Here is a 20,516-nt window from a genome sequence, read left to right as displayed (position 1 = left end):
TACAAACGGGTCATCCCCGGAGGACACTCCGGGGATGACCCTTGACTTGCGGGCCGTGTGTGTCACACGGCAGCGGTCCTACTGGTTCTGGCTCTCGCCGTGGTAGTACTCGAAGACCCAGCCGAAGATCCCGACGAGGATGACGGGCGCCGAGATCCACATCAGCCACCAGCCGAAGACCACGCTCATGAAGGCGAACGCGCTGCCCACACCGAGGGCCAGGGGCTGCCAGCTGTGCGGGCTGAAGAACCCGAGCTCACCCGCGTCGTCGGCGACGTCCGCCTCTTCGCGGTCCTGCGCCCCGGTGTCCACGCGGCGCGCGGTGAAGGCCAGGTAGTAGCCGACCATGATGGACAGGCCGAACGCCATGAACAGCGCGGTGGTGCCGACCGGCTCCTTCGACCACATGCCGTAGACGATGGCGATGGCCAGGATGAAGAGGGCCAGCCAGATGAACATCTTGCCCTGGATCTTCACTTGCCGGTCTCCTTCTCACCCTCGGAGCCGCCGGTGACGGAGCCCGCCACCACGGCATCCTCCGCGGCGTGGTTCTGCAACTGGTCGACCGCCGCGATCTCCGGGTGGTGCAGGTCGAAGGCCGGGGACTCCGACCGCACCCGCGGCAGGGTGAGGAAGTTGTGCCGCGGCGGCGGGCAGGACGTCGCCCATTCCAGCGAGCGGCCGTACCCCCACGGATCGTCGACCTCGATCTTCTCGCCGTACTTGGCCGTCTTCCAGACGTTGTAGAAGAACGGCAGCATCGAGGCGCCCAGGAGGAACGAGCTGATCGTCGAGATCGTGTTCAGCGCGGTGAAGCCGTCGGCCGCCAGGTAGTCGGCGTACCGGCGGGGCATGCCCTCGGCGCCGAGCCAGTGCTGCACCAGGAAGGTGCCGTGGAAGCCGACGAACAGCGTCCAGAACGTCATCTTGCCGAGGCGCTCGTCCAGCATCTTGCCGGTGAACTTCGGCCACCAGAAGTGGAAGCCGGCGAACATCGCGAACACCACGGTGCCGAACACCACGTAGTGGAAGTGGGCCACCACGAAGTAGGAGTCGGAGACGTGGAAGTCCATCGGCGGCGAGGCCAGGATGACGCCCGTCAGACCGCCGAAGAGGAACGTGATGAGGAAGCCGACGGTCCACAGCATCGGGGTCTCGAAGCTGAGCGACCCCTTCCACATGGTGCCGATCCAGTTGAAGAACTTCACGCCGGTCGGAACGGCGATGAGGAACGTCATGAAGGAGAAGAACGGCAGCAGCACACCGCCGGTGACGTACATGTGGTGCGCCCACACGGTGATCGACAGTCCCGCGATGGCGATCGTCGCACCGATGAGGCCGACGTAGCCGAACAGCGGCTTGCGCGAGAAGACCGGGATGACCTCGGAGACGATGCCGAAGAACGGCAGCGCGATGATGTACACCTCGGGGTGGCCGAAGAACCAGAACAGGTGCTGCCACAGCAGCGCCCCGCCGTTGGCCGGGTCGAAGATGTGCGCCCCGAAGACGCGGTCCACCATCAGGCCGAACAGCGCGGCGGCCAGCACCGGGAAGGCCAGCAGCACCAGCACGCCGGTGAGCAGGACGTTCCAGGTGAAGATCGGCATGCGGAACATCGTCATGCCCGGAGCGCGCATGCAGATGATCGTGGTGATGAAGTTGACCGCACCGAGGATCGTGCCGAAGCCGGAGAGCGCGAGGCCCATGATCCACATGTCCGCGCCGACACCCGGCGAGTGCTCCACGCTGGACAGCGGGGTGTAGGCGAACCAGCCGAAGCTGGCGGCGCCGTTCGGCGTGAGGAAGCCGGCCACCGCGATGGAGGAGCCGAACAGGTAGAACCAGTAGGCCAGCATGTTCAGCCGCGGGAACGCCACGTCGGGCGCGCCGATCTGGAGCGGCATGATCCAGTTCGCGAAGCCCGCGAAGAGCGGCGTGGCGAACATGAGGAGCATGACCGTGCCGTGCATGGTGAACAGCTGGTTGAACTGCTCGTTCGACACCAGCTGGCTGCCGGGGCGGGCCAGCTCGGCGCGCATGACCAGGGCCATGACGCCGCCGATGATGAAGAAGACGAACGACGTGACGAGGTAGAGCGTGCCGATCGTCTTGTGGTCGGTGGTCGTCAGCCACTTGACCACGACGTTGCCGGGCTGCTTGCGCCGCACGGGCAGCTCGTTCTCATACGAGTCGTCTGCCGCGTCGGCACCCTGAGGTTCGTTGAGGATGCTCACGGGTTGTTCGTCTCCGCATTCTTGGCCGCTTCCGACTGCTCGATGGCCGCGGGCAGATAGCCGGTGTTGCCCTGCTCGGCCAGTTCCTCCAGGTGCTGCTGGTAGCGCTCAGGAGAGACGACCTTGACGTTGAACAGCATCCGGGCGTGGTCCGTGCCGCACAGCTCGGCGCACTTGCCCAGGAAGGTCCCCTCCTTGTTGGGGGTCACCTCGAAGACGTTGGTGTGGCCGGGGATCACGTCCTGCTTCATCAGGAACGGCACCACCCAGAAGGAGTGGATGACGTCCCGCGACGTGAGGATGAACTGCACGGACTCGCCCTTGGGCAGCCACAGCGTGGGGCCCGGGTTGCCGGTCTGCGGGTTCCTGTCGGCCGGGGTGCCGGCGACGTGCACGCCCTCGGCGCCCTCGGGGACGGCCTCCATCATCCGGTCCGGGATGCCGACGAGTTCCTCGGCGTCCCGGTTGTCGGTGGAGACGTCGCCGTCGACGTCCTCGAGGTAGTTGAAGCCCCAGCTCCACTGGTAACCGACCACGTTGATGACGTGGTCCGGCTTCTCCGAGGTCTCCAGCAGCTCGGACTCGTCACGTGCCGTGAAGTAGAAGAGCACCGAGACCATGATGAGCGGGACCACGGTGTACAGCGCCTCGATGGGCATGTTGTACCGGGTCTGCGTCGGCACCTGGACCTTGGTGCGGGAGCGCCGGTGGAAGATGACGCTCCACAGGATCAGGCCCCACACGAGCACGCCTACGGCGAGCGCGGCGGCCCAGGACCCCTGCCACAGGGAGAGGATGCGCGGCGCCTCCTCCGTGACGGGGGTGGGCATGCCGAGGCGGGGGAGGTCCTCTGAAGTGCAACCGGTGGCGGTCGCCAGGACCAGGGCCGCGGTCAGCGCCGGCGGCAGCATCCGCCGCATCGGGCGCCGCGACGAGCGGTCGGAGCCGTTGGGACTCACGTAGCGCCTTCCCGAGAGTCTCGCCCGCTCAGCCGGGCGCGGACCTGGGTGACCGGGCTCCGGCCCTGGTGCGGGCAGGGTTTGGATGTTTATGCGGACCAAACCCTACTGGACACGATCTGAGCCCGTGCGGGGAGGGGGGCTAACGCGCCGACCCGCCGTCCGATGGGGTGGAGTGCCCCGGTCCGCCGGAGCGCGGAGGCCGCGCCGGGACGCGTTAGCGTTCCCCTGTGCCCTACTTCGACGCCGCGTCCGCCGCCCCCCTGCACCCCCTGGCCCGGCAGGCCCTGCTGGCCGCGCTGGACGAGGGCTGGGCCGACCCGGCCCGGCTGCACCGCGAGGGACGCCGGGCGCGTCTGCTGCTGGACGCCGCCCGCGAGACGGCCGCCGAGGCCGTGGGCTGCCGCCCCGACGAGCTGGTCTTCACCCCCTCGGGCACGCACGCGCTGCACACCGCCGTGGCCGGTGCGCTGGCCGGACGGCGCCGGGTGGGCCGGCACCTGGTGGTCTCGGCCGTCGAGCACTCGGCGGTGCTGCACGCCGCCGCCCACCACGAGGCGGCGGGCGGCACGGTCGGCGAGGTGCCGGTCGACCGGACCGGGCGCGTCGCGGCCGAGGAGTTCGCCGAATTGCTCCGCGCGGGTGGCTCCGCTGCTCCGTCGGAGGGTCGCGGCACCGCCCGGGGCCCGGCGTCCGGCGGCGGGGCCACCGCGCTGGCCTGCCTGCAGTCCGCCAACCACGAGGTGGGGACCGTGCAGCCGGTCGGGGACGTGGCCGCCGCCTGCCGCGAGGCGGGCGTACCGCTGCTCGTCGACGCCGCCCAGTCCCTGCCGTGGGGTCAGGTCGGCGGGGAGTGGTCGATGCTGGCGGCCAGCGCCCACAAGTGGGGCGGGCCGAGCGGGGTGGGGCTGCTCGCGGTGCGCAAGGGCGTCCGCTTCGCGCCGCAGGGCCCGGGTGACGAGCGGGAGTCGGGCCGCTCGCCCGGCTTCGAGAACCTGCCGGCGATCGTCGCCGCCGCCGCCTCCCTGCGGGCCGTCCAGGCCGAGGCGGCGGCGGAGGCCGAGCGGCTGCGTCCGCTGGTGGACCGCGTCCGTCGGGCCGTGCGGGACGCGGTGCCGGACGTCGAGGTGGTCGGCGACCCGCTGCGGCGGCTCCCCCACATCGTCACCTTCTCCTGCCTCTACGCCGACGGGGAGGCGCTGCTCCACGCGCTGGACGCCGCCGGGTTCTCCGTCTCCTCCGGGTCCTCGTGCACGTCCAGCACCCTGACGCCCAGCCACGTGCTGCGGGCCATGGGCGTGCTGTCGGAAGGCAACGTCCGCGTCTCCCTCCCCCGGGGGACGACGGCGCAGGAGGTGGACGCCTTCCTCGACGCCCTGCCCGGGGTCGTCCGCTCGGTGCGGGGGCAACTCGCACCGCAGGCCACCCCGGGAGACGCCGCGCCGGGGCGGGAGGCGCGTGGGGAGGAGGACTCCCTCACGGTGGACGCGCTCGGCAAGCGCTGCCCGATCCCGGTGATCGAGCTGGCCAAGGTCATCGACCGGGTGCCGGTCGGCGGCGTCGTCACGGTGCTCTCGGACGACGAGGCCGCCGGTCTGGACATCCCCGCCTGGTGCCACATGCGGGACCAGGAGTACCTGGGCGCCGAGGGCACGGCCTACCGGGTCCGCCGCCGCTAGCGGCGGCGGACCGGCGGGACGGCGGGTCGCCGGGGTCGGCGGGCGGGCGTCAGCGGATGTGGGCCTGGACCTCGGCGGCGGCGTCCGCCCCGTAGGCCTTGGTGAAGCGCTCCATGAAGTGGCTGCGGCTGAGGGCGTACTCCTGCGTGCCGACGGTCTCGATGACCAGCGTCGCGAGCATGCACCCGACCTGGGCCGACCGCTCCAGGCTGACGCCCCAGGCGAGGCCGGAGAGGAAACCGGCGCGGAAGGCGTCGCCCACGCCCGTCGGGTCGGCCTTCCTCTCCTCCTCCGGGCAGCCGACCTCGATCACGGGCTCGCCCGCGCGCTCGATCCGCACCCCGCGCGCGCCGAGCGTGGTGACGCGGGTGCCGACACGGGACAGCACCTCGTCCGCCGACCAGCCCGTCTTGCGCTCGATGAGCGCCGTCTCGTACTCGTTGGCGAAGAGGTAGGCGGCGCCGTCGGTGAGGTCGCGGATCTCCTCGCCCTCCATCCGGGCGAGCTGCTGCGAGTAGTCGGCGGCGAAGGGGATGTCCCGGCTGCGGCACTCCTCGGTGTGCCGGAACATCGCCTCGGGGTCGTCCGCGCCGATGTGCACGAGGTCCAGCGCGCCCACCCGGTCGACCACGGACTGGAGCTCGATGAGGCGGGCCTCGCTCATCGCCCCGGTGTAGAAGGAGCCGATCTGGTTGTGGTCCGTGTCGGTGGTGCAGACGAACCGGGCGGTGTGCAGCACCTCGGAGATGCGCACGGAGCCGGTGTCCACACCGTGCCGGTCGAGCCAGGAGCGGTACTCCGCGAAGTCCCCTCCGGCGGCGCCGACGAGCACCGGGCGGGCACCGAGCTGGCCCATGCCGAAGCAGATGTTGGCGGCGACGCCGCCCCGGCGCACGTCGAGGGTGTCGACGAGGAAGGACAGCGAGACGGTGTGCAGCTGGTCCGCGACCAGCTGGTCGGCGAATCGGCCGGGGAACGTCATCAGGTGATCGGTGGCGATGGAACCGGAGACGGCGATGCGCACGGCGGGCTGCTCCTGTCGGGGCGGAGGCGTAAGGACGGCAGACTCACGCTACCCGTTCGAGCGAACATCGCGGCACGTGTACCTACCGGCGGTTACTACCCGAAAGTAGCTCTTACTCGGCGGTGGATCCGTCGCTAACGTCGGACCCATGACCCACGACAGCGGTGCCTCCACGACCGCCGGTTCCCCCGAGCCGGAATCCCTCGACGAGCTGCGCGGCGACTGCGCCCGCATGGCCGGGCGCTGGACCTCCGGCGCCAAGGCGTCCGGCCGCTCCCGTGCGGCGGCCGAGCCGCTGCACGGCGTCCGGGTGCCCGACCGGTCCAGCCGGCTCGTGGAGGGTATGTCCGACTACGGGGACTGACCCCGCCCCGGCACGGAACCGGAAACACTCGCTGCCCGTCCCATCCGCGTCAGCACGACGGCGACGCCGAAGGAGCGATGCGGTGAGCACGGTGAAGACGGGCCCGCGGCCGGACGACGCACCGGTCGGACCCGGCCGCGGACGGCTGACCGCCGTCGCGGTGACGGTCGCCGTCCTGCTGGCCGGGGGCGGCACCTTCGCCGCCGTCGGCAACGGCGGGAAGCCCGACGGCGGGAAGCCGGACGCCGCCGCGCCGGGCGACCCCGTTCCCCTGGTGCTGGACGCCTACCCGGCGCCGGAGTCGACGGACCGGGCCCCGGCGTACCGGGCCGAGGGCGACCTGCCCGCCGGGCCGGACCGGGCGGCCGTGTACCGGCCCGGCGGTGGCGCGGACGAGGAGACCGTGACCGCGCTGGCCCGTGCGCTCGGCATCACCGCGCAGCCGCGTCAGCAGGACGGTTCCTGGGTCGCCGCCGACGGCACCGACGGCATGGGCCCGGCACTGCGGGTCGCGGCGGCCGACGGCGCGGCGTGGTCGTTCGTCCACTACACGGCGGAGGGCGACGACCTGGGCGGGCTGCCGAAGGGGGAGCGGGAGCCGGCCGCACGGACGCCGCCCTTCGACGGGGACGCGCGGCCCGGGAGCGCGCCCGCCGCGCCGATCACCCCTCCGGTCACGGCGGAGGAGGCCGAGGAGGTCGCCGCGCCCGTCCTGGCGGCCGCGGGCGTGGCCGGGAGCGTCACCGACGCCCGGGAGACGACGGGATCGCTGCGCACGGTGGGCGTCGACCCGGCCGTCCGGGACCTGCCCACACGGGGCTGGCGGACCACGGTCACGGTCGGAGCGGACGGCCGGGTGGTCCGGGCGGCCGGACACCTGGGTGCGGCCGAGCCGCTGGCCACCTACCCGGTCATGGACGCCGCCGAGACGCTCCGGGTGATGAGCGCACGCGGGGTCCCCACGACCGTCCACTGCGTCACGGCGCCGTGTCCCCCGCAGCCGGTGGGGCCGGCCCCGGGCGAGGAGGAGGTGGTCGTCACCGACGCCACGTTCGGCCTGAGCGCCCAGCCGTCGCAGGGGCGGACGGTCCTGGTGCCCTCCTGGCTGTTCCGGCTCGGAGAGGGTGGCGGGGACGGCCACACGCTCGCCTTCCCGGCGCTGGAACCGGCGGACGTGACCGCCGGGCGCGCGGCCCCCGTCGATCCGGGGGCGCCGGGGAGCCCCGACGACAGCACGGCCGCCCCCGCCGAGCCCGGCCCCGGGGACCCACAGCCGGCCGACCCGCCCCGCGCCGGCCTGGCGGTGGACGCCTACGGCGCCTCGGACCGCGAGCTGACCGTGCACTTCACCGGGGGCGTGTGCGGCACGTACTCCGGCGTCGCGCGGGAGACGGGCGACGAGGTGCGCGTGACCGTGACGGAGGAGCCGGACGGCTCCGGGCAGCCGTGCATCCTGCTCGCGCAGGAGATGAGCGTCGAGGTCGAGCTCGACGGGCCGGTCGGGGACCGGAGGGTCGTGGACGCGGAGGGTGATCCCGTGCCGCGCCGCTGAGCCGCCCGGCGCCCTCCGCAGCGGGCACGGACGCAAAAAGGGCGGCGCCCCTCCCTGGGGAGGGGCGCCGCCCTTCGTGTCCTGCCGACCCGGCCGCCGTGCGGCTCGGGCTCAGCTGAAGGAGTCGCCGCAGGCGCAGGAGCCGGTGGCGTTCGGGTTGTCGATGGTGAAGCCCTGCTTCTCGATGGTGTCGACGAAGTCGATCGACGCACCGCCGAGGTAGGGGGCGCTCATGCGGTCGGTGACGACCTTCACCCCGTCGAAGTCCTTGACGACGTCTCCGTCGAGCGAGCGCTCGTCGAAGAAGAGCTGGTAACGCAGACCGGAGCAGCCACCCGGCTGAACAGCGACGCGCAGCGCCAGATCGTCCCGGCCCTCCTGCTCCAGCAGGCTCTTGACCTTCGCCGCGGCGGCGTCGGACAGGATGATGCCGTCAGTCGTCGTAGCGGTCTCGTCCGATACGGACATCTGCTTCTCTCCCGGGTTGTTCGGACTGCTCTGCCACCTGGGGAACAGGCGGGCCCCCGGATTCATTCCGGTGCCGAGGTCGTTCTTGTTCCGCTTATTCCGCCTTCATGCTCGCACACCGCAGGGGGGACGGTCACGGTTGCGCGGGGAGCGGGCGCCGATCGGGGCGGGGTGTGCGTCACATCGCGGGGCCGGGCATCGTCACCCTGACGCGAAGGAGCTATCATAATAACGTCAGATAGACGAGAAACGGTGAAGTGACATGAGCCTCCCCCTCACCGTGGCGGCTCTGAGCCAAGGGTGCGTGCCGTCAGCTTCCGAGGCGCCCGGTTCGCCAAGAGGAGTGAACAACGTGAACGCAGTACAGCCGCTGGACGTCCAGCCCACGCCGCTGGCCCTGCTGCTCCTCGGCCGGGAGGCCGACCCGAGGAGCGAACGCGGCGTCGAGTGCCCCGGCGACCTCCCCGCGCCCTCGGACCCCGACCTGGTGGCACGCGCCCGGGCGGCCAAGGAGGCGCTCGGTGAGCGGGTCTTCGTGCTCGGCCACCACTACCAGCGCGACGAGGTCATCCAGTTCGCCGACGTGACGGGCGACTCCTTCAAGCTGGCCAAGGACGCCGCCGCCCGTCCGCAGGCGGAGTACATCGTCTTCTGCGGTGTGCACTTCATGGCCGAGTCGGCCGACATCCTCACCTCCGACGACCAGCAGGTCGTCCTCCCCGACCTGGCGGCCGGCTGCTCGATGGCCGACATGGCCACGGCGGAGCAGGTCGCCGAGTGCTGGGACGTGCTGGGCGAGGCCGGGGTGGCCGACGTCACCGTGCCCGTCTCCTACATGAACTCCTCGGCCGACATCAAGGCGTTCACCGGCCGGCACGGCGGCACCATCTGCACCTCCTCCAACGCCCGCCGCGCCCTGGACTGGGCCTTCGAGAACGGCGAGAAGGTCCTCTTCCTGCCCGACCAGCACCTCGGGCGCAACACCGCCGTGCGCGACATGGGCCTGTCCCTGGAGGACTGCGTCGTCTACAACCCGCACAGGCCGAACGGCGGGCTGAGCACGGAGGAGCTGCGCGCCGCGAAGATGATCCTGTGGCGCGGCCACTGCTCCGTGCACGGCCGGTTCTCGCTGGACTCGGTCAACGACGTCCGCGCGCGGATGCCCGGAGTGAACGTGCTGGTGCACCCCGAGTGCAAGCACGAGGTCGTCGCCGCCGCCGACTTCGTCGGCTCGACGGAGTACATCATCAAGACCCTCGACGCGGCGCCCGCCGGGTCGAAGTGGGCGATCGGCACGGAACTGAACCTCGTGCGGCGGCTGGCCAACCGTTACGCCGCCGAGGGCAAGGAGATCGCCTTCCTGGACAAGACGGTGTGCTTCTGCTCGACGATGAACCGCATCGACCTGCCGCACCTGGTGTGGGCGCTGGAGTCGCTGGCGGCCGGCACGGTCGTCAACCGGATCCAGGTCGACCCCGAGACGGAGAAGTTCGCCAAGCTGGCGCTGGAGCGCATGCTGGCCCTGCCTTGACCGTCCCCACCGGCGGCTGACGGCGCCGGGTGGCTCCACCCTGAGCCACCCGGCGCCCGGCGTGCGGTGCTCGGCGGCGCGCCCGACCGACCCGTCGGCCGGGTCAGTCGCGCGTCGCGCAGAGGTGGAGGAGCGGGGCGACGGCGCGGTAGGGATCGGTGCTCCCCGCACGCTCCTCCGCCGCCAGCAGCGGCTCCAGCTCCGCCTCCGACGGCGGCTGGTACGCGGTGGGGGTGGGCTCCGCCCGGTGGCCGGTGAACACCCCCACGCCGTACCAGGTCCGCAGGGGCACCCCGGTACCGGCGAGGGTCGCCGTCAGCGCGCCGAGCCGGTCGGCCCGCGCGGCCACGCCGGCGCGGTCGGTGTAGTGCGGATCGTCGAACGCCGTCAGCGCTTCCGCCCAGTCCCCCGCCAGCCCCGGCCCCACCGCCAGCGCGTCGGCGTTGCGGACCAGCAGCGAGAGCAGACCGCCGGGTGCCAGCACCCGGGCCAGCCCGGCGAGCAGCGGGCCGGGTTCCTCGACGTACATGAGCACGCCGTGGCCGAGGACCGCGTCGAACGTCCCGGGCCGGAAGAGCGCGCCGGTCGCCCGGGCGTCCCCGGCGAGGAGACGCACGCGTCGGCGGACGCCGGGCGGCTCGCACTCCAGCGCGTCCCGGGCCGACCGCAACATGCGGGGGTCCAGGTCGAGCCCGGTGACCTCGTGGCCGAGACGGGCCAGCCGCAGCGTCTGCACGCCCTCACCGGCCCCCACGTCCAGCACGCGCAGACGTCGGCCGACGGGGAAGCGGGCGGCCAGCTCGGCGTCGAGCCGACGGGAGACGAGTACGCGTTCGACGAGGTCACGCAGGGACGCGGAACCGCCGGGCAGGCGTCCGTCGACACCGAACGCCTGAGCGGGAACGGCCATCAGCGGCGCGGCGACTCGCCACGGGCGATCTGCGGCTTGGGCAGCCGCATCCGCCGCATCTGGAGCGTGCGCATGATCGCGTACATGGTGACGCCGCGCAGGTTCTCGTCGGGGAAGCGCTCCCGCAGGGCCTTCTTCAGACGGCGCGCGGTGAGGACCGAGTCGACGATGATCATCGCGATGACGCCCATCCACAGCACCAGCGAGATGTTCTTCGCCTGGACGCTGGGCACGATGCTCAGGATCAGGATGAGCACGGCGATGGGCAGGAAGAACTCCGCGACGTGCCACTTGGAGTCGATGAAGTCGCGCGCGAACCGGCGCGGCTGCCCCCGGTCGCGCAACGGCAGGTAGCGCTCGTCACCGGTGGCGAGCGCCTGGCGCTGCCGGGCCATGTCGGCACGGCGCGCCTCGCGGGCCCGCTTGGCGGCCTCCTTGCGGTCGGCCGGCGGCTTGGAGATCGAGCGGCGCTGCGCCTGCGCCTCGCGCCGCTTGGGCGTGGGACGGCCCTTGGGCGCCTGCGGGTCGCGCTGCGGGGTCAGATCCTCGACCGGCTCGGTGGCCGGGGACTGAGCTTCCTTGGAACGGCTTCGGAACACGTGTCCCAGCCTACGGTGTGCGTGCGTGTGTCCCCCACCCGCACGGGGAACGATCCCGCAACGGTGACCTTCCGCCGGTGCGCCGGGGCGGATCTTTGGCTTCCGCCGCAACGGTCGGGCCCTTCCCGGCGTCTCCACCCCTGGCGGGAGGCACCGGCGTCACGATCGTCCTGGAGAAGGAGCGCATCGGGGCGCGCACGGTGCGGTAATGGAAGCAGGGCCCGTACTGTGGGTTCTGTAGGGATGCCGAGGCGAACAGTCCGAAGGGGGCGCGCGAGGCCCATGAGCGGTGTCATGAAGCGGATGGGGATGCTGTTCCGCGCGAAGGCCAACAAGGCCCTGGACCGGGCCGAGGACCCGCGCGAGACGCTCGACTACTCCTACCAGAAGCAGTTGGAGTTGCTGCAGAAGGTGCGGCGCGGCGTGGCCGACGTGGCGACGTCACGCAAGCGCCTGGAGTTGCAGCTCAACCAGCTGAACCAGCAGTCCGGGAAGCTGGAGGAGCAGAGCAGGAAGGCGCTGTCGCTCGGCCGGGAGGACCTGGCCCGCGAGGCACTGACCCGCAGGGCGGCGCTGCAGCAGCAGGTCACGGACCTGGAGACGCAGCACCAGACCCTGCAGGGCGAGGAGGAGAAGCTCACCCTGGCGGCGCAGCGGCTCCAGGCGAAGGTCGACGCCTTCCGCACGAAGAAGGAGACGATCAAGGCCACCTACACGGCGGCCCAGGCGCAGACGCGGATCGGTGAGGCGTTCACCGGCATCTCGGAGGAGATGGGCGACGTCGGTCTGGCCGTGCAGCGGGCGGAGGACCGCACGGCGCAGCTCCAGGCCCGGGCGGGCGCGATCGACGAGCTGCTGGCGTCGGGCGCGCTGGACGACCCGACGGGCACCGCCAAGGACGACCTCAGCGCGGAGCTGGACCGCATCTCCGGCGGCTCCGACGTGGAGCTGGAGCTCCAGCGGATGAAGGCCGAGCTGTCGGGCGGCTCCGGCGGTGGCCAGCAGGCCATCGAGGGCGGCGCCCCCGGCACCGGCCAGGGGCAGTCCCAGCAGGACGCCCCCCGGTTCGACAAGCAGTGACGGCCGCGGGCCCCGCACGAAGGAGCGCGACGTGATCGTACGGATCATGGGGGAAGGCCAGGTGAGGCTCGACGACGGCCACCTGGCGGAGCTGGACAAGCTGGACGACGAGTTGCAGCGGGAGCTCGACAGCGGCGACGAGGCGGGGTTCCGCCGCACGCTGCTGGGCCTGCTCGACGCCGTCCACCGGCTCGGTAGGCCGCTGCCGGACGACGCGCTGGAGCCGTCCGAGCTGATCCTTCCCGAGCGCGACGCGACGATCGACGAGGTCCGCGCGATGCTCACCGAGGACGGTCTGTTCCCGAACGCGTGACGGGCCGCCCGGCGCGCACCCGGCATCCCTGACGAGGGCGCCGGGGCCACCCCTTCCCGGGGTGTGGCCCCGGCGCCCTCGCGTGCGTGGGACACGCCCCGGAACGGGTGGCGGACCCGCCGTTCGGCCGCGCTCCCCGGGCGGGCGAGGGGGCGCCGAGGCGACAATCCGCTCATGACGGTTGCCCTGGTCCGCTCCCCCGCACGACGGTCCGGTGTCCTCTGCGCCGCCGCGCTGTGCACGGGCGCGCTGCTCGCGGGCTGCGCGGGGATCGAGGGGAGCGACGCCTCAGCGCGCCGGTCCTCCGGTGCGCCCGCGCCCGCGTCGTCCACCCCCGGCGCGCCCCCGGAACGCCCCGACGCGCCGGACCCGACGGATCCCGACGCGCTCCAGGAGCGCTACCAGCAGGTCGTGCGCGACGTCCTGCCGTCCGTCGTCCAGATCACCACGGAGGAACAGCTCGGCTCCGGCGTGGTCTACGACGCCGAGGGGCACGTGGTCACCAACGCCCACGTGGTGGCGGACGCCGAGACCTTCGAGGTCAGCCTGGCCACGGGCGGCGGTCCGCTGAAGGCCGAGCTGGTCGCCGCCTACGAGGACCAGGACCTGGCCGTCATCCGGCTGACCGATCCCCCGCGCGCGCTGCACCCGGCGGTGTTCGGCGACTCGGCGAAGGTGCGGGTCGGGCAGATCGTGCTGGCGATGGGGAACCCGCTGGGCCTGTCCTCCAGCGTCACGCAGGGCATCGTCTCGGCGGTGGGCCGCTCGGTGAGCGAGGGCGAGGGGAGGGCCACCATCGGGAACATGGTGCAGACGTCCGCCGCGATCAACCCGGGCAACAGCGGGGGCGCGCTCGTCGATCTCGCGGGGCGGGTCATCGGCATCCCGACGCTGGCGGCGCGCGACCCGCAGTTCGGAGCGGCTCCGGCGCCGGGGATCGGCTTCGCCATCCCGGCGGCGACGGTGCGCGACCTGGCGGGCCAGATGATCCGGCACGGCGAGGTCGTCGACCCCGACAAGGCGGCGCTGGGCGTCACCGTGCGCACCGTGCTGGGTGACGACTTCGAGCCCGCGGGCGTGTCGGTCGTCGACGTGACCGGCGGCGGGCCGGCCGACGCGGCGGGTCTCCGTCCCGGGGACCTGATCGTGCGGGTCGACGGGGACGAGATCACCGACGTCGTCGGCCTCGCGGAGGCGCTGGCCGGGCACAGCCCCGGCGACCGCGTGGCCGTCACCGTCCGCCGGGGCGGGGCCCGGGAGCGGGCCACCGTGACCCTCGGCGAGGCGTGAGGCCGCCGCCGAGGAGCCGGGGACACCCGGAAGCCGGACGGGCGCCCCGGCTACTCGGCGGCGGCGTGCAGGCTCATCGGGCCGTAGACCTCGGTGCCGTCCTCCAGCAGCCGGACCTGGTCGACGCCGCCGTCCAGCAGCTCCTTCCAGTTCTCCCCGACCCAGGACTCCGCGTCGCCCTGGGTGGAGAAGTCCTCGACGGCGACCGGTGAGTCCACGCGGTTGCCGTCGACCGTCTCGAACTGCCACGTCCATGCCATGTCCGCCTCCTGGGCGCGCTCGGAGATTGCCGGAAGATCACGGGCATCCTGCCCGCAGCGTACGCGGGCCATCCCCGCCGGAGGGAGGAACCCCGGCACGGCGACGGCGGAGGTCCCCGCGCCGTTCCCGGGCGGACGCGAGACGATCGAGGCGTGGACGTGACTCTGCTCGGCACCGGCGCACCGGCCGGTCTCCCCCGCCCCGACTGCCCCTGCGCCGTGTGCGCGAGCTCGACCGGCCCCCGGGCGCGGGCCGCCACCGCGGTGCTGGTGGACGACACGCTGCTCATCGACCTGACGCCCGGCCCGGCCTTCGCCGCCGCCCGCGCGGGCCGGTCGCTGCACGGAGTGCGGCAGGTCCTGCTGTCCCACCCGCAGGACGGGCCCCCGATGGAGGTGCCGGCCGGACTGCCCGCGCCCGTGCGCGTCCCCGACGGGCAGGACTTCGCGCTGATCAGCGGGCACCGCGTGCGGGCCGTCGCCCTGGACGCGCCGGGCACCGGCTACGCCGTCACCGGCCCGGACGGCCGGCGTCTGCTGTACCTGCCGCCCGGCGCCGCCACGGCGGGCGGGGGCGTGCCCCCGGCCCCCTACGACCTGGTGCTGCTGGACGTCCTCGGCCGCCCCGAGGCACTCGCCCGGCTGCGGGCCTCGGGCGCCGTGGGACCGGCGACCGACGTGCTGGCCGTCCACGTGGACCACACCGTGCCCCCGGGGGCGGAGCTGCACCGGCGGCTGGCCGCGCTCGGGGCCCGCGCCGAGCCGGACGGCACGACCCTCACCGCCGCCGCCTTCCGCGACGTGCCGGACGTGCCGCGACGCACGCTCGTGCTGGGCGGGGCCCGCTCGGGGAAGTCGGTGGAGGCGGAGCGACGGCTGGCCGCCGCTCCGGACGTCGTCTACGTCGCCACCGGCGGCACCCGGGAGGGCGACGAGGACTGGGCCGCGCGGGTCGACGCCCACCGGCGGCGCCGCCCGGCCTCCTGGCGCACGGTCGAGACGTGGGACCTGGAGCCCCTGCTCGCCGAGGACGGGCCGCCGCTGCTCGTCGACTGCCTGTCGCTGTGGCTGGCACACGCGATGGACGCGGTGGACGCCTGGGACGACACCGTCTGGGAGAACGGCGGCGCGCGCCGGCTCGCCGAGCGCACGGGGGCGCTGACGCGGGCGGTGCGGGCGACGCCCCGCACGGTCGTCGCCGTGAGCAACGAGGTCGGCTCGGGCGTCCACCCCGCGACCGCCTCGGGCCGCCGGTACCGGGACGAACTGGGCCGCCTGAACGCCGCGTTCGCCGCCGAGTGCGAGCACGTCCTGCTCGTCGTCGCCGGGAACGCGGTCGTACTCCGGGGCGCGGACTGAAAGCCCCGGCACCGGGCCCGCCGACGCGTCCGCCGCGCCGGGTAACCTCGCCCCCATGAGCGAAGACCGCCTCAACCTGGACGACTTCGGCGACCTCATCGAACGGCCCGACGGCGGCGTCCGGCGGGACGCGGAGGAGCGCCGGCTGCGCACCGCGCCCCCGCGCGGCGCCCTCGGGCGGCTCGACGAGCTCGGCGTGTGGCTCGCGGCGGCCCAGGGACGGGTCCCGGTCACCCCGGTCGAGCGGCCGCGCCTGGTCGTGTTCGCCGGGGACCACGGCGTCGCGGAGCTGGAGGTCTCCCGCCGCCCGGCGGGCTCCGCCCACGCCCTGGTGCGCTCCACGCTGGACGGCACCGGCACGGCGGCGATCCTGGCCCGGCTGGCGGACGTGCCGGTGCGGGTCGTCGACATGGCGCTCGACTGCGACCCCGGTGAGCTGCCCGCCGAGGTGACCCGGCACCGGGTCCGGCGCGGGAGCGGGCGCATCGACGTCGAGGACGCGCTCACCCCGCAGGAGGCCGAGCAGGCGTTCCGGGCGGGGATGGCCGTCGCCGACGAGGAGGCCGACGCGGGCACCGACGTCGTCGTGCTCGGCGACCTGAGCGTCGGCGGTACGACCGCCGCCGGTGTCCTCATCGCCGCGCTCTGCGGCACGGACGCCTCCGTGGTGACCGGCCGGGGCGGCACCGGGATCGACGACCTGGCGTGGATGCGCAAGTGCGCCGCCGTCCGGGACGGGCTGCGGCGCGCCCGTCCGGCCCTGGGCGACCCGTTGCGGCTGCTGGCCGTCGCGGGCGGCGCGGACCTCACGGCGATGACGGGCTTCCTGCTCCAGTCGGCGGTCCGCCGCACGCCGGTGATCCTCGACGGCGTCGTCTCCGCCGCCTGCGCGCTGGTCGCGCAGCGGGTGGCCTTCCGGGCCACCGACTGGTGGCTGGCGGGCCAGCGCAGCGGCGAGCCCGGCCAGGCCAGGGCGCTCGACCGCATGGCACTCGACCCGCTGCTGGACCAGGGCGTGACCGTCGGCGAGGGCGCCGGGGCGCTGCTCGCGCTCCCGCTCGTGCGGGCCGCCGCCGCGCTCGCCGCCGAACTGCCCGCCGACTCCCCCGCCGACGTGCCCGTCGACACCCACGCCGGGCCGGACGCCGTTCTCGACGCGACCTGACGCCGCGCGCCACCCGCCGTGGGGCGTCGGGCGCAGCCGTCAGCAGTGGGCCGTCAGCCGTCAGTCGGTCGGTCTGCCGCCGAGGGCGTTCTGGAGGCGGCGGGTGAGCGCGCCCCAGCGGGCGTCGTGCCGGGCGGCCCGGCGCCGCGCCCGCTCCAGGGCGCGCGGACGGCGGCGGTACACGCGCCGCGCCCACGGCGATTCGGGGCGGGCCAGGCGGAGCGCGGCGAAGAGCGCGAGGAAGGGGACCAGCACGCCCAGCACCGCCAGCACGAAACGTCCTTTGACCAGCGCGACCGCCGCGCACAGGACGTTGACACCGATGACGGAGAACAGCTCCGCCCGGTTCTCCCGCTGTTCCTGCGTCAGTTCCTCCGTGCCGAACGGGGCGTAGCCGAGGAGCAGCAGGCCGAGGAGCGCGGCGGTGAGGACGACCGCCTCGACGCTCTTGCGGCCGTTCTCCGTCCAGTAGACGTCGCTCAGGTAGACGATCAGCGCGAACTCGTCCAGGACCAGTCCGGCCCCCACGCCGAACAGCACGGCGAGCACCGGTGCGATCTCCTGCTCACGGCCGGTGGTCATCGCCCCGAAGCCGCCGATCATCATGAGGACCACGCCCGGGACGACGTGGTGGATGTGCACGCCGCCGGCGGACTCGACGTTCCGGAAGGGCCCGTGGCCGGCCCGGATCAGCCGGGTCACCGTGCGGGTGACGAGGAACGTCACGAGGAAGGCGACGAGCGCCAGCAGGAGCGGTAGCTTGCCCGCGTCCACGATGTCCCGGCTCCACCACTCACCCATCGGCCCAGGGTCCGACGGCGCGCACGGCTAGCCTGTCCCGACCATGAACGACACACCGCCGCGTCCCACGGACGGACTCCGTTTCGCCTTCGGCACCCTCACCGTGCTGCCCGTCCCCGTCCGGCGGTGGGACCGCGCCGCCGCCCGCGCGGGCATGCTGTGGGCGTCGGCCGCCGGGGCCGTGGTGGGCGTGGCGGCCGGGGCCGTGGGCGCGGCCCTGCTGGGGCTGGGCGCCGGAGCCCTCACGGCGGCGGTGGCCACCGTGGCCGTCCCCGCCGTGCTGACGCGGGGGCTGCACCTGGACGGACTGGCCGACGTGGCGGACGGCCTGGGCAGCGGCAGGGACGCCGAGGGCGCCCTGGCCGTCATGAAGCAGTCCGACATCGGGCCCTTCGGCGTCGTCACGCTGCTGCTGGTGCTGCTGGGACAGGTCGCCGTGCTCGCCGAGCTGTACGCGCGGAGCTGGCCGACGGGCGCCTGGGCGTACGTCGTGGCGGCCACCACGGCCCGCGCCGCCCTGACGCTCGCCGCGCGACGCGGGGTGCCCGGGGCGCGACCGGAGGGGCTCGGCGCCGTGGTGGCCGGGACCGTGCCCCGGGCGCGGGCCGGGCTCGTCGTCGCGGCGGTGGCGGTGCTCGCCGCCGGGGGCGGCGCGCTCGGCGGCCTCGGGGACGGCGGGGCCACGACCGGGACCGCACTCGGGGCCGCGTCGTGGTGCGCCGCCGCCGTGCTCGTCGGACTCGCCGCCGCCGAGCTGCTGCTGCGGCGGTGCCGGCGGCGGCTGGGCGGGGTCACCGGGGACGTCTTCGGCGCGCTCGCCGAATGCGCCGCCACCGCCGTGCTGTTGACCCTGGCGCTGGGCTGACGGAGGGTCCGGGGGCCCGGCGGACGGCGGCGGTTCTCAGCCGGTTCGCGGCCGCCCGTCCACCGCGGCGGGGTGAGGCGTAGGCTCGACGTCACCCGACCCCCAGGGAATTCACACGAATCTCCGACGAACAGGATCGCCAGGACCGTGACTGCTCTGACCCTCAGTACCTCGTCCGCCGCAACGACGCGCGTGGACGCCATCGTCATCGGTATCGCCAAAAGCGCCGACGGCTCCGGCACCCCGGTCATCGCCCCGGGTGCCGAGACGGTGGACCAGGCCTTCGACGGGCGGCTCGCCTCCGTCCTGGAGACGCTCGGCGCGAGCGGCGGCGAGGGTGAGACCACCAAGCTCCCGGCGCCGGACGGGCTGAAGGCACCGCTGGTGCTCGCCGTGGGCCTCGGCTCCGCCGACTCCGCCCAGGAGGGCGACGGCTACGCCCCCGAGACGCTGCGCAGGGCCGCCGGTGCCGCCGCCCGGGCGCTCACCGGGACGCGCAAGGCCGCCTTCGCGCTGCCCGTCGCCGACGGCGCGGAAGGCCTCGCGGCGGTCGCCGAGGGCGCGCTGCTGGGCGCCTACTCCTTCACCGCCTACCGCGGCAACGAGAACACCGAGAAGGCCCCGAAGTCCGGCGGCAAGGGCGGCAAGGGCGGCAAGTCCACCCAGTCGGCCAAGGACTCCGCGCGGGACGACGCGAGCGCCCCGCTCGCCGAGGTGACGCTGCTGGGCGGCAAGCCGCGCGACAAGGCCCACAAGGCCGCCGTCGAGCGGGCCGCCGTGCTCGCGGAGGAGGTCGCCCGCGCCCGGGACCTGATCAACACCCCGCCGAACGACCTGTACCCGGCCTCGTTCGCCACGCACGCGCAGGACGCGGCCAAGGAGCACGGCCTGAAGGTCGAGGTCCTGGACGAGAAGGCGCTCGCCAAGGGCGGCTACGGCGGCATCCTCGGCGTCGGCCAGGGCTCCGGCAGGCCGCCGCGCCTGGTGCGGCTCAGCTACACCCACGCGAAGGCGGCCAAGACGCTCGCCCTCGTCGGCAAGGGCATCACCTACGACTCGGGCGGCATCTCGCTGAAGCCCGCCGGTCACAACGAGACGATGAAGTGCGACATGAGCGGCGCCGCCGCCGTGTTCTCCGCCGTCGTGGCCGCCGCGCGGCTGGGGCTCAAGGTGAACGTCACCGGCTGGCTGGCGCTCGCGGAGAACATGCCCTCCGGTGACGCCATGCGCCCGGGCGACGTGCTGACCATGTACAGCGGCAAGACGGTCGAGGTGCTCAACACCGACGCCGAGGGACGGCTCGTCCTGGCCGACGCCCTGACCCGCGCCTGCGAGGAGTCCCCGGACGCCCTGGTGGACGTGGCGACGCTGACCGGTGCGATGGTGCTGGCCCTCGGCAACCGCACGTTCGGTGTCATGTCCAACGACGACGCGTTCCGCGCCGAGGTGCACGAGACGGCCGACCAGGCCGGCGAGCAGTCCTGGGAGATGCCCCTGCCGCCGGAGCTGCGCAAGGGCATGGACTCCTCCGTCGCCGACATCGCCAACATGGGCGAGCGCATGGGCGGCGGCCTGGTGGCGGGCCTGTTCCTGCAGGAGTTCGTCTCCGAGGGCACGCCGTGGGCGCACCTGGACATCGCCGGCCCGGCCTTCAACGAGTCGGGGCCCTTCGGCTACACGCCCAAGGGCGGCACCGGGTCGGCGGTCCGGACGCTGGTGCGGCTGGCCGAGCGCACGGCCGACGGCGAGCTGGGCTGAGCGTCCGGACGCACCCCTCCCGGCGCCGACCGTCCGGGACGTGACGCGGGGGCCCTCCACGCGGCCGTGATGGCCGCGCGGAGGGCCCCCGCGCGTCCGGCTCCGGCCGCGCGGCCCCTTCCCGGCCCCGACCACGCGCGGACGGGGCCGGGAAGGGGCCGCGCCGGTGTTCGCCCTCAGCGATCAGCCCGGCCCGGTAGGCCGGTGGACGGAGGCTGGAGCGCAGGCCGGGGGCGCTGTGAGACGTTCCCGACGTCTCACACACCGGCCCCGCGTCCCGCCCGGTCCCGACAAGTGCGAAGATG

At 73.8% G+C, this 20,516-nt stretch carries 20 protein-coding genes; 11 read left to right on the top strand and 9 right to left on the bottom strand.

The window, feature by feature from the left end:
• Nucleotides 1-78: 78 nt before the first annotated feature.
• Genes V6D49_RS21590 through ctaC form a run of 3 tightly spaced genes read right to left on the bottom strand, consistent with a single transcriptional unit; the run spans nt 79 to nt 3,193 of the window.
• Nucleotides 79-477, bottom strand: a complete 399-nt coding sequence (locus tag V6D49_RS21590) for a cytochrome c oxidase subunit 4 (RefSeq protein ID WP_340562093.1) — start codon at nt 475-477, stop codon at nt 79-81.
• Nucleotides 474-2,234, bottom strand: coding sequence for an aa3-type cytochrome oxidase subunit I (gene ctaD / locus V6D49_RS21585; protein ID WP_340562091.1), 1,761 nt, complete (start codon nt 2,232-2,234; stop codon nt 474-476). Before ctaD ends, V6D49_RS21590 begins: the two co-directional genes overlap by 4 nt.
• On the bottom strand, nt 2,231-3,193 hold the full coding sequence (ctaC, locus tag V6D49_RS21580; RefSeq protein ID WP_340562090.1) for an aa3-type cytochrome oxidase subunit II: 963 nt from the start codon (nt 3,191-3,193) through the stop codon (nt 2,231-2,233). Before ctaC ends, ctaD begins: the two co-directional genes overlap by 4 nt.
• A gap of 230 nt (nt 3,194-3,423) precedes the next feature.
• Between ctaC and V6D49_RS21575 the strand changes: the two genes are divergently transcribed.
• A complete protein-coding gene (locus tag V6D49_RS21575) occupies nt 3,424-4,872 on the top strand; it encodes a cysteine desulfurase/sulfurtransferase TusA family protein (protein ID WP_340562088.1) in 1,449 nt (482 codons plus the stop codon).
• A gap of 49 nt (nt 4,873-4,921) precedes the next feature.
• Here V6D49_RS21575 and V6D49_RS21570 read toward each other — a convergent pair whose 3' ends face one another.
• Complete coding sequence (locus tag V6D49_RS21570) at nt 4,922-5,896, bottom strand: carbohydrate kinase family protein (protein ID WP_340562087.1); 975 nt, start codon at nt 5,894-5,896, stop codon at nt 4,922-4,924.
• 148 nt (nt 5,897-6,044) lie between these two features.
• Here V6D49_RS21570 and V6D49_RS21565 point away from each other — a divergent pair, with 148 nt between their 5' ends.
• On the top strand, nt 6,045-6,260 hold the full coding sequence (locus tag V6D49_RS21565; RefSeq protein WP_340562085.1) for a hypothetical protein: 216 nt from the start codon (nt 6,045-6,047) through the stop codon (nt 6,258-6,260).
• An 82-nt stretch (nt 6,261-6,342) separates the two neighbouring features.
• Nucleotides 6,343-7,812 carry a hypothetical protein gene (locus V6D49_RS21560; protein WP_340562083.1) on the top strand — a complete coding sequence of 490 codons (1,470 nt, stop codon included), beginning with the start codon at nt 6,343-6,345 and terminating at the stop codon, nt 7,810-7,812.
• 111 nt (nt 7,813-7,923) lie between these two features.
• Here the strand turns inward: V6D49_RS21560 and erpA are convergent, their stop codons facing one another.
• The gene (gene erpA / locus V6D49_RS21555) at nt 7,924-8,280 is read right to left on the bottom strand and encodes an iron-sulfur cluster insertion protein ErpA (RefSeq protein WP_340562081.1); all 357 of its coding nucleotides are present in this window, start codon (nt 8,278-8,280) and stop codon (nt 7,924-7,926) included.
• A 352-nt stretch (nt 8,281-8,632) separates the two neighbouring features.
• Between erpA and nadA the strand changes: the two genes are divergently transcribed.
• A complete protein-coding gene (gene nadA / locus V6D49_RS21550; protein ID WP_340562079.1) occupies nt 8,633-9,811 on the top strand; it encodes a quinolinate synthase NadA in 1,179 nt (392 codons plus the stop codon).
• Between the two features lie 103 nt (nt 9,812-9,914).
• Here nadA and V6D49_RS21545 read toward each other — a convergent pair whose 3' ends face one another.
• Together V6D49_RS21545 and V6D49_RS21540 are read right to left on the bottom strand one after the other, a co-directional pair.
• A complete protein-coding gene (locus V6D49_RS21545) occupies nt 9,915-10,721 on the bottom strand; it encodes a class I SAM-dependent methyltransferase (RefSeq protein ID WP_340562078.1) in 807 nt (268 codons plus the stop codon).
• Nucleotides 10,721-11,320 (bottom strand): DUF3043 domain-containing protein, encoded by a 600-nt coding sequence (locus tag V6D49_RS21540; RefSeq protein WP_340562077.1) that lies wholly within the window; start codon nt 11,318-11,320, stop codon nt 10,721-10,723. Before V6D49_RS21540 ends, V6D49_RS21545 begins: the two co-directional genes overlap by 1 nt.
• A 294-nt stretch (nt 11,321-11,614) precedes the next feature.
• Here V6D49_RS21540 and V6D49_RS21535 point away from each other — a divergent pair, with 294 nt between their 5' ends.
• From V6D49_RS21535 to V6D49_RS21525, 3 genes are all read left to right on the top strand, one after another.
• The gene (locus tag V6D49_RS21535; protein ID WP_340564197.1) at nt 11,615-12,400 is read left to right on the top strand and encodes a PspA/IM30 family protein; all 786 of its coding nucleotides are present in this window, start codon (nt 11,615-11,617) and stop codon (nt 12,398-12,400) included.
• A 31-nt stretch (nt 12,401-12,431) separates the two neighbouring features.
• The gene (gene pspAA, locus V6D49_RS21530) at nt 12,432-12,713 is read left to right on the top strand and encodes a PspA-associated protein PspAA (protein ID WP_340562074.1); all 282 of its coding nucleotides are present in this window, start codon (nt 12,432-12,434) and stop codon (nt 12,711-12,713) included.
• 174 nt (nt 12,714-12,887) lie between these two features.
• Nucleotides 12,888-14,003, top strand: a complete 1,116-nt coding sequence (locus V6D49_RS21525) for a S1C family serine protease (RefSeq protein WP_340562073.1) — start codon at nt 12,888-12,890, stop codon at nt 14,001-14,003.
• Between the two features lie 50 nt (nt 14,004-14,053).
• Here the strand turns inward: V6D49_RS21525 and V6D49_RS21520 are convergent, their stop codons facing one another.
• Nucleotides 14,054-14,263: a hypothetical protein gene (locus tag V6D49_RS21520; RefSeq protein WP_340562071.1), complete on the bottom strand. Its 210-nt coding sequence runs from the start codon at nt 14,261-14,263 to the stop codon at nt 14,054-14,056.
• 153 nt (nt 14,264-14,416) lie between these two features.
• Between V6D49_RS21520 and V6D49_RS21515 the strand changes: the two genes are divergently transcribed.
• Together V6D49_RS21515 and cobT are read left to right on the top strand one after the other, a co-directional pair.
• Complete coding sequence (locus V6D49_RS21515) at nt 14,417-15,622, top strand: bifunctional adenosylcobinamide kinase/adenosylcobinamide-phosphate guanylyltransferase (protein ID WP_340562069.1); 1,206 nt, start codon at nt 14,417-14,419, stop codon at nt 15,620-15,622.
• Between the two features lie 55 nt (nt 15,623-15,677).
• Nucleotides 15,678-16,787 (top strand): nicotinate-nucleotide--dimethylbenzimidazole phosphoribosyltransferase, encoded by a 1,110-nt coding sequence (gene cobT / locus V6D49_RS21510; RefSeq protein ID WP_340562067.1) that lies wholly within the window; start codon nt 15,678-15,680, stop codon nt 16,785-16,787.
• Nucleotides 16,788-16,847: 60 nt separating this feature from the next.
• Here the strand turns inward: cobT and V6D49_RS21505 are convergent, their stop codons facing one another.
• The gene (locus tag V6D49_RS21505) at nt 16,848-17,588 is read right to left on the bottom strand and encodes a hypothetical protein (protein ID WP_340562065.1); all 741 of its coding nucleotides are present in this window, start codon (nt 17,586-17,588) and stop codon (nt 16,848-16,850) included.
• A gap of 43 nt (nt 17,589-17,631) precedes the next feature.
• Here V6D49_RS21505 and V6D49_RS21500 point away from each other — a divergent pair, with 43 nt between their 5' ends.
• Both V6D49_RS21500 and V6D49_RS21495 read left to right on the top strand, forming a co-directional pair.
• The gene (locus V6D49_RS21500; protein ID WP_340562063.1) at nt 17,632-18,453 is read left to right on the top strand and encodes an adenosylcobinamide-GDP ribazoletransferase; all 822 of its coding nucleotides are present in this window, start codon (nt 17,632-17,634) and stop codon (nt 18,451-18,453) included.
• Nucleotides 18,454-18,600: 147 nt separating this feature from the next.
• Nucleotides 18,601-20,211 (top strand): leucyl aminopeptidase, encoded by a 1,611-nt coding sequence (locus tag V6D49_RS21495; RefSeq protein WP_340562061.1) that lies wholly within the window; start codon nt 18,601-18,603, stop codon nt 20,209-20,211.
• Nucleotides 20,212-20,516: the final 305 nt, after the last annotated feature.

The organism is Streptomyces sp. GSL17-111 (genome assembly GCF_037911585.1).
In the GTDB taxonomy this organism is placed as follows: domain Bacteria; phylum Actinomycetota; class Actinomycetes; order Streptomycetales; family Streptomycetaceae; genus Streptomyces.
Note: the sequence above shows the minus strand (reverse complement) of the source record. Positions and strands in the feature narration are given on the sequence as shown.